The organism is Ruegeria sp. BHSB064 (assembly GCF_059613205.1).
On the sequence record NZ_JBXWSB010000161.1, the window covers coordinates 1 to 8,244 of the forward strand.

Annotated in this window: 9 protein-coding genes; 8 read left to right on the forward strand and 1 reads right to left on the reverse strand. The window is 57.4% G+C overall.

Features of this window, described 5'->3' with window-relative positions:
- The 8 genes from bamA to AC2FNU_RS22525 form a co-directional block, all read left to right on the forward strand.
- On the forward strand, positions 1-2,094 hold a 2,094-nt coding region (bamA, locus tag AC2FNU_RS22490), incomplete at its 5' end, for an outer membrane protein assembly factor BamA (protein ID WP_496792937.1).
- A gap of 75 nt (positions 2,095-2,169) precedes the next feature.
- Complete coding sequence (locus AC2FNU_RS22495) at positions 2,170-2,679, forward strand: OmpH/Skp family outer membrane protein (RefSeq protein ID WP_496792942.1); 510 nt, start codon at positions 2,170-2,172, stop codon at positions 2,677-2,679.
- Positions 2,680-2,751: 72 nt separating this feature from the next.
- Positions 2,752-3,225 carry a 3-hydroxyacyl-ACP dehydratase FabZ gene (fabZ, locus tag AC2FNU_RS22500; protein WP_050602398.1) on the forward strand — a complete coding sequence of 158 codons (474 nt, stop codon included), beginning with the start codon at positions 2,752-2,754 and terminating at the stop codon, positions 3,223-3,225.
- Positions 3,222-4,007: an acyl-ACP--UDP-N-acetylglucosamine O-acyltransferase gene (gene lpxA, locus AC2FNU_RS22505; RefSeq protein WP_496792948.1), complete on the forward strand. Its 786-nt coding sequence runs from the start codon at positions 3,222-3,224 to the stop codon at positions 4,005-4,007. Before fabZ ends, lpxA begins: the two co-directional genes overlap by 4 nt.
- 4 nt (positions 4,008-4,011) lie before the next feature.
- A complete protein-coding gene (locus AC2FNU_RS22510) occupies positions 4,012-4,806 on the forward strand; it encodes an LpxI family protein (protein ID WP_496792951.1) in 795 nt (264 codons plus the stop codon).
- On the forward strand, positions 4,806-5,972 hold the full coding sequence (gene lpxB / locus AC2FNU_RS22515; protein ID WP_496792954.1) for a lipid-A-disaccharide synthase: 1,167 nt from the start codon (positions 4,806-4,808) through the stop codon (positions 5,970-5,972). The genes AC2FNU_RS22510 and lpxB overlap by 1 nt, the downstream gene beginning before the upstream one ends.
- A complete protein-coding gene (locus AC2FNU_RS22520) occupies positions 5,965-6,540 on the forward strand; it encodes a hypothetical protein (RefSeq protein ID WP_496792957.1) in 576 nt (191 codons plus the stop codon). Before lpxB ends, AC2FNU_RS22520 begins: the two co-directional genes overlap by 8 nt.
- 98 nt (positions 6,541-6,638) lie before the next feature.
- Complete coding sequence (locus AC2FNU_RS22525) at positions 6,639-7,184, forward strand: carboxymuconolactone decarboxylase family protein (RefSeq protein ID WP_496792959.1); 546 nt, start codon at positions 6,639-6,641, stop codon at positions 7,182-7,184.
- Here AC2FNU_RS22525 and mnmA read toward each other — a convergent pair.
- Positions 7,181-8,244 (reverse strand): tRNA 2-thiouridine(34) synthase MnmA (gene mnmA, locus AC2FNU_RS22530; RefSeq protein ID WP_496792963.1); only part of this gene is annotated, 1,064 nt, incomplete at its 5' end. The two genes, AC2FNU_RS22525 and mnmA, sit on opposite strands and share 4 nt — an antisense overlap.

The following is an 8,244-nucleotide window of genomic DNA, read 5'->3' on the forward strand; positions in this document are numbered from 1 at the left end:
TTGCTTGACAGTGGTGTATTTGAAACAGTCGAACTGACGCCGCGCGGCTCGACTCTGGTGATCGAAGTTCAGGAATACCCAACCATCAACCAAATCAGCATCGAAGGAAATGCACGCGTCAAAGACGATGTTTTGTTGGATGTCATCCAGTCCGAACCACGCCGGGTCTTTACCCCTCAGTTGGCGGAATCAGACGCGGACTTGATTGCCGAAGTGTATTCGGCGCAAGGCCGGGTCGCGGCGACTGTCATCCCTCGGATTATCCGCCGTAGCGACAACCGGGTCGATCTGGTTTTCGAAGTTGCTGAAGGAACGACAATCGAAGTTGAACGCGTCAGCTTTGTGGGCAACCGCGCATTCTCGGACCGTCGCTTGCGCCGGGTGTTGGAAACCAAACAGGCGACATTCCTGCGCACTTTTTTCCGCAATGACACGTTTATCGGTGACCGTATCGAGTTCGACAAACAGGTTATTCGCGATTTCTACCTGTCGCGTGGCTATGTCGATTTCCGCGTCAACAGCGCAAATGTCGAGTTCACGCGTGAACGAGACGCCTTCTTCCTGGTGATGAATGTCACTGAAGGGCAGAAATTTTCGTTCGGTAAAATCACAACCGTCAGCGAAATACCCGGTGTTGACGCAGCGCTGTATCAAGACGCGCTTAAAATCAAGCCGGGCGTAACCTACACGCCAACGCTTGTTGAAAACTCGATTGCTCGGCAAGAGCGCTTGGGGATCAAACAAGGTGTGGATTTCCTGCGCGTGGAACCGCGTATCACGCGAAACGACCGCGACCTGACACTGGACGTCGAGTTTGTTCTCACAAAGGGTCCACGCATCTTTGTAGAGCGGATCGACATCGAAGGGAACACCACCACGCTGGACCGTGTGATCCGACGTCAATTCGATACTGTCGAAGGCGACCCGTTCAACCCGCGTGAAATCCGTCAGGCGGCTGAGCGGATCAATGCTCTGGGTTTCTTCGCCGTTGCGGATGTTGAACCCCGTGAAGGGTCGTCGCCCAGCCAGGTGATCCTTGATGTGGATGTTGAGGAACAGCCAACAGGCTCGCTGAGCCTGGGCGGTAGTTACTCGGTCACAGACGGTTTCGGTATCGCTATTGCCTTGAATGAATCCAACTTCCTGGGCCGTGGTCAGAACCTTGGCCTGAGCATCTCGACAGCGCAGGATTCCGAGCAATACACGGTAAGTTTCACCGAACCCTACCTGCTTGGGCGGAGACTGCGCTTTGATCTGGGATTGGGTCTGTCGGCAACCAATTCGGGATTTGCCAGCTATGACACCAGTTCGCTGTTCTTCAATCCGCAATTGACATATGCCATCGGCGAATTGTCGTCGCTGCGTTTGCGTTATGGCTGGGATCGCAGCGAGATGACCCAGCAGGACAACGAAATCAACGGCGCTGTCATTTCTTCCGAAATTGCGCAAGGCAAGCGAACGTCCAGCACGTTGGGTGTGTCCTATGTTTATGACAGCCGCCTTGGCGGACTGGATCCCAACTCCGGCGTATTGTTCGAGGTTGGAGTCGATGCGGCGGGTCTTGGCGGAGATAACAAGTTCTTCAAAACCACCGCGCGCGGTATCGCACAAACCCGCGTTTGGAACGAAGAAGTCGTGCTGCGTGCGACCATGGAACTGGGTGCACTGCACTGGCGAGGCAACGATTTCAGCCGTACTGTCGACCGTTTCGTGCTGGGCCCGAACACCTTCCGGGGTTTCGAGCCTGCGGGTATCGGTCCCCGTGACCTGTCGAACGGTCAGGATGACGCCATTGGGGGCAACTACTACTGGGTGGCCCGGTTCGAAACTGACTTCCCGTTGGGCTTGCCCGAGGAATTGGGTCTGCGCGGTGGGTTGTTCTATGATGTCGGTAACCTCTACAACATCGACAATGTGAACACAGCAGGTGCAAATATCGTGGGGGCCGACGGATCGATCCGTCACGTGATCGGCGTATCGGTTTTGTGGGAAACCCCGTTTGGGCCGTTGCAGTTCAACTTCTCTCAGCCCCTCAAGAAAGAATCTTTCGACAAGGAACAGAACTTTGACCTGACCATTCAGGCCCGGTTCTGATCCCGGATGCTGAGACGCTTTTTGACGATAGCGCGGGGCCCATTGCGGGCCCTGTGTGTTTTTTCGGCCCTCGTGATGCCGCTTGCACTGGACGCGCAACAGCTTGGCGTGCCGCAGGCCAGTGTCGTGACGCTTTCCAGCGAAAAGCTTTTTGCTGACTCGGCGTTCGGACAGCGCGTTCTGCGAGAGATCGAAGCTGAAAGCGCATTGCTGGCTGAAGAAAACGAACGGATTGTGGCCGAGCTGAGCCAGGAAGAAAAAGAACTGACGGAACAGCGCGCCAACGTACCCGCGCAGGAGTTTCGCCCGTTGGCCGAAGCCTTTGACGCCAAAGTTCAGTCTCATCGAGAAGGCCAGCGTGCCAAACTGGACGCTTTGGCGCGGCGCAGCGAAGAAGCACAACAGACTTTCTTTGAGATTGTTCGCCCAATTCTTGTTGATCTGCTGCGCGAGTTCGGCGCCAGTGTGATGATCGAACGGTCGAATGTTGTTGTCAGCACATCAGACATTACAGAGGCTGCAATCGCTCGCATCGACGCCGCAATCGGTGATGGCAGCGCGTTGCAAGAAGGCAAGGGCGAATAGGGTTGCTTGCTCTTGGATTGCTGTGTTGCTAACCACGCGGAAAAGAAACATCCAAAACGGGATATCTGATCAATGACCACGGAAACCAAAAGCGCCGACATTCAGCTGATCCAAAGGATCTTGCCGCATCGCTATCCGTTTTTGCTGGTCGACAAGGTTGTGGACATCTCAGGCTATCAGTCGGCACGCGGCATCAAGAACGTGACCATGAACGAGCCGCACTTTCAGGGGCATTTCCCAGGCACACCGATCATGCCGGGCGTGACAATCGTAGAAGCTATGGCTCAAACAGCAGGTGTGATGCTTGGCGTTGGCATGGACGTCATCGATACCGAGCTGCTGATCTATTTCATGAGCATCGATAAGTGCAAATTCCGTCGCAAGGTTGTCCCGGGTGACGTTCTTGAGATGCATGTTGAAACCGTACGCGGCAAGAAGGGCGGCAAGCTGTTCAAATTCAGCGGCCGGGCTACTGTTGAAGGCGAAGTGGCAGCCGAGGCCGAATTCTCGGCCTATGTCGATTGGGACATGGAAAAGACAACATGAGCGGAATCCATCCCAGCGCAATTGTCGAAGAGGGCGCACAGATCGGGCAGGACTGCGTGATCGGTCCATTCTGTTATGTGGGTGCGCAGGTCAAACTGGCGGATCGGGTCGAGCTGAAATCCCATGTGGTTGTGACCGGTGATACTTCGATTGGCGAAGACACTGTGATCTTCAATTTTTCGGTGATTGGTGAAATCCCGCAGGATCTGAAGTTTGGTGGCGAGAACACCCGTCTCGAAATTGGTCAGCGCAACCGTATTCGCGAGCATGTTACAATCAACACCGGTACTGATGGCGGCGGCGGTGTGACGCGGATTGGCGACGATTGCCTGTTTATGGCGGGCGTTCATGTCGCTCACGACGTACAGATCGGCAACCGTGTGATCATGGTTAACCACGCTGGTGCAGCCGGTCATTGCATCGTTGAAGACGATGTGATTGTCGGCGGCATCTCGGGTCTGCATCAATGGGTGCGCGTTGGGCGTGGGGCGATCATCGGAGCGCTTACCATGGTACCCAAGGACGTTATTCCCTATGGCCTTGTTCAGGCGTCGCGGGGTGAGCTGGAAGGTCTGAATCTTGTGGGGCTGAAACGCAAAGGCGTCTCGCGCGAGGATATCTCGGCGTTGCGCGCTGCGTTCAAGGAAATGTCCGAAGGTGACGGAACCTTTATGGACCGCGCCAAACGGATCGGCGAAGGCAATGAAAGCGATTACGTGCAGCGGATTGTCGATTTCGTCACCGGACACAGTGATCGCTCATTCCTGACACCGGGGAAGTAAGCTGATGCTGGCGTTGATTGCGGGTACCGGAGCACTGCCAACCGAAGTTGTGGCTCAGCTGACCGACCGACCCCTGATCTGCGCAATGGAGGGGTTCCTGCCTGACGATCTGACCGCGGATATTGTATTCCCGTTGGAACAGCTGGGTAGCTTTATCGCGGATCTGAAGGCGCGGGGCGTGACGCAGATTTGTCTGGCAGGTGCGGTTCAGCGCCCACCCATCGACCCAAACCGCATAGACGCGGCGACCCTGCCATTGGTTCCAGTCATCCAAAAGGCGATCATGTCCGGGGATGACGGCGCGTTGCGCGCAGTGATCGGGATTCTTGAAGGTGCAGGGCTGCAAATGCGCGCCGCGCACGAAATCGCGCCCGGTTTGCTTCCACCTTTAGGGTGTCTGACAGACGCGCAACCCTCCGAGGCTGACATGGCCGACGCCGACCGTGCCGCTGGTATTCTGCGCGCCATGGGGGCTGCGGATACGGGGCAGGCATGTGCGGTTTCAAAAGGTCAGGCACTGGCGATAGAGGGTGTTTTTGGCACCGCCTGGATGCTGCAATCCCTGACTCAGCGCCCCGATGCGGGCGGAGGTATTCTGTTCAAAGGACCGAAACCCGGTCAGGACCGGCGCGCCGATTTACCGGCCATCGGACCTGATACCGTCACAGACGCGGTCGCGGCGGGTTTGTCCGGGATTGTGCTGGAGAAGGGCGGCGTGCTTGTTCTGCGGCAAGAGCAGGTCATCGCTGAATGTAACCGCCTGGGCCTTTTCCTGTATATCCGCGAGCGGGCAGCCTGATGCGTGTCTTTCTGGTCGCCGGAGAACCTTCGGGCGACCGGCTGGGCGGCGCGTTGATGGAAGGCTTGAAGACTCTGATCCCAGATGTCGAGTTTGACGGGGTCGGCGGACCGCTGATGGAAGCGCAGGGACTGACAAGCCGGTTCCCCATGTCAGAACTCTCGGTGATGGGCCTTGTTGAAGTTCTGCCGAAGTTCTTTCACCTCAAGCGTCGGATTTCCGAGACGGCGCAGGCTGTGTTGGATACGAAACCGGATGTGTTGATCACTATCGACAGCCCGGATTTCAGTTTACGTGTGGCCAAGATCGTAAAGGCCGCAAGCAACACCCGCACGGTTCACTACGTCGCCCCAAGTGTCTGGGCCTGGCGACCGGGGCGGGCCGACAAGATGGCCAAGGTTATAGACCATGTGCTGGCGCTGCTGCCGTTTGAGCCGCCGTATATGGAACGGGCGGGGATGGAGTGCGACTTTGTCGGCCATCCTGTAGCCAGTGAACCGGTTGCCACAACGGATGAGATCGCCGCCTTTCGGAGCCGTTTAGATCTGGGGGATGCGCCGATCCTTCTGGCCTTGCCCGGATCACGTCGGGGAGAGATTGAACGGCTTGCAGAGTCCTTTGGCGGCGCATTGCGGCTGTTTGTCAAGGACCATCCGGACTATCGCGTCGTGATCCCAACCGTAGGCGCGACAACCGACCTCGTGAAAGACTTGGTCACGGGCTGGCCCGGAGACCCGGTAGTGCTGGACCCACGCCACGACGGTACGGATCAAGCGCTTACCGACAAGCGTTCCGCGTTCGGCGCGGCCAGTTTGGCTCTTGCAGCGTCAGGAACCGTGTCACTGGAACTTGCAGCGCAGAATACGCCAATGGTCATAGCCTACAAACTCAACTGGCTGACACAGAAGATGGCCGAACGGATGGTTAAACTGGACACCGTAACGCTGGTCAATCTGGTGTCAGATACACGTGCGGTGCCGGAATGCCTTCTGGATGATTGTCAGCCCGAAAAGATCGCCGACGCCTTGCGCAATGTGATCAATGCCCCGGATGCGCAACAAACCGCAATGAGCCTGACCATGGAAAGATTGGGTCGAGGTGGCGAAGCCCCCGGTCTTCGTGCAGCACGGGCCGTTTTGGACAGAATGCAGGTCGATCATGCTTGATCATGCGCTGTTCGCGGTGTCTGCCGGGATTGCGATGGTATCCACCAATCTCGACAATCTGGCTGTCTTGCTGGGCCTGATCCTGGTTATGGAGCAACGTCGCGCCATTTTGGGTTTTGCGGTCGCACAGACAATTGTTCTGACTCTGGCTTTGACCGTGGCGTTGGGGCTGAACCAAAGCGGTGTGCCCTTCTGGATTGGCTATTTGGGCCTCGTCCCTTTGGCTTTTGGATTGCGCGGTATTTGGAAGCAATTTCGCGAAGCGGAAGTGGAAGAGACAGAACCGAAAGGTGCAGTAACCTCGGTCGTCACACTCTTCCTGAGCCTTTCAATCGACAGTTTCGCGGTCATGACCCCACTTCTTGCAGACTCAGCGCCCACGTATCGCATTGCGGCGCTGGTTGGCGCAGTAGCGGCCGCCGCCGGTCTGGTCGCTGTCGCGACATGGGGCGCACCCCGCGCCAAAAGCCTTGGTCCGCGTGTCGCGCGACTGGATCGGATCGCGCCATATATCATGGTCTGTGTAGGACTTTACATTCTCTTCAACTCGCCCACAGATATTGTGTGACAGGGTCAAGACGCACCCGTGCCGCGCATATGTGATCTCAATCCGGTTGTCGCAGCGACAGGGACCTGAGATCTTTTGATCGAAAAAGGAGCTTTGCCATGACCCGCATTCCGCCGTTGTTGGATCATGAGATGACGGAAGAAGCACGCGCGTCCCATGAAGCTTTGGGCGCGTATGGCCCGTTCGACAATTGGGCCCGCGTGGCCGCTTATTGCCCGCCCGTTCTGGACCATGTCACCGGAATGCTGACCACGTTGCGCGAACAGCAGACCTTACCGCGCCGTGCACTGGAACTGGCGATGGTAACGGTGTCGAAATTGAATGCTTGCGATTACTGCGTTTCCCATCATACGCCGCTGCTAACGGTCGCGGGCCTCAGCCCCGAAGGGGCCGCGCGCCTGCCGGATGTCGAGGATCACCCTGAACTGGATGCGTGTGACAAAGCCGTGGTGCGCTATGCCGAAGCCGTGACCACGCGATCTGGTCGGATGCGGGACGCCGAAGTGTCTGACCTGCGGGAATGGTTCACGGACGCTCAGATCGTTGAACTGACCTGGCGTATCGCGTTGTGCGGAGCGTTCAACCGGTTCAACGATGCACTGCAAATCCAGATCGAGTCTGAAGTCGAACCTGTATCGGCTTAGTATCCGCGCCAGATCCAGCCGCCGCCAAAAATGCGGCTGCCTTCACTTGCATAGAACACACACGCCTGACCCGGCGAAATACCTTCCTCGGGTGTCAGCAGTTCAACTTCTGCCGTTGTGTCCGACAGCGGACGGATGATGGCTTCACGCGGCGGGCGGGTCGAACGAACTTTGACCTTCAGATGCCATTCATCGCGCGAGGTGAAAGGCTCGTCGCCCAACCAGTTGATCTCGCGCACCGGTACGACACGGGTGGCCAGCATCTCTTTGGGGCCGACAACAACCTGTTTCTTGTCGACGTCCAGCTTGACGACGTAAAGCGGTTCGCTCAGACCACCGATGCCAAGGCCGCGCCGCTGACCGATGGTGTAATGGATCACGCCGTCATGCTGCGCCAAAACACGACCGTCGGCGTGTACGATTTCGCCGGGTTCCGCTGCACCGGGGCGCAGCTTTTCGATCACGCTGGCGTAGTTACCATTGGGTACGAAACAGATGTCCTGGCTGTCAGGCTTGTCGGCCACGGACAACCCGTATTGCGCCGCCATCTCACGCGTTGCGTCCTTGGACGGCAGGTGGCCCAGAGGAAAACGCAGGAAATCCAGCTGTTCCGGCGTAGTCGAAAACAGGAAATAAGACTGATCGCGGTTTGCATCTTCGGCGCTGTGCAATTCTGGCCCGTTGGGGCCCATCTTGCGCTGGATGTAGTGACCGGTGGCCATGCAGTCGGCCTCGAGATCTTTGGCAGTTTCCAGCAGATCCTTGAATTTCACCCGCTCATTGCAGCGAATGCAGGGAACAGGGGTCGCGCCGGCAAGATAGCTATCGGCAAATTCGTCGATCACGGCGTCTTTAAAGATGTTCTCATAATCCAAGACGTAATGCGGAAAGCCACGCTCCTCGGCCACACGCCGCGCGTCGTGGATATCGATCCCAGCGCAACACGCGCCTTTTTTGGCCAACGCCGCGCCGTGGTCGTAAAGCTGTAGTGTCACGCCCACGACGTCATAGCCCTGATCCGCCAGATAGGCCGCCACGACGGAACTGTCGACGCCACCCG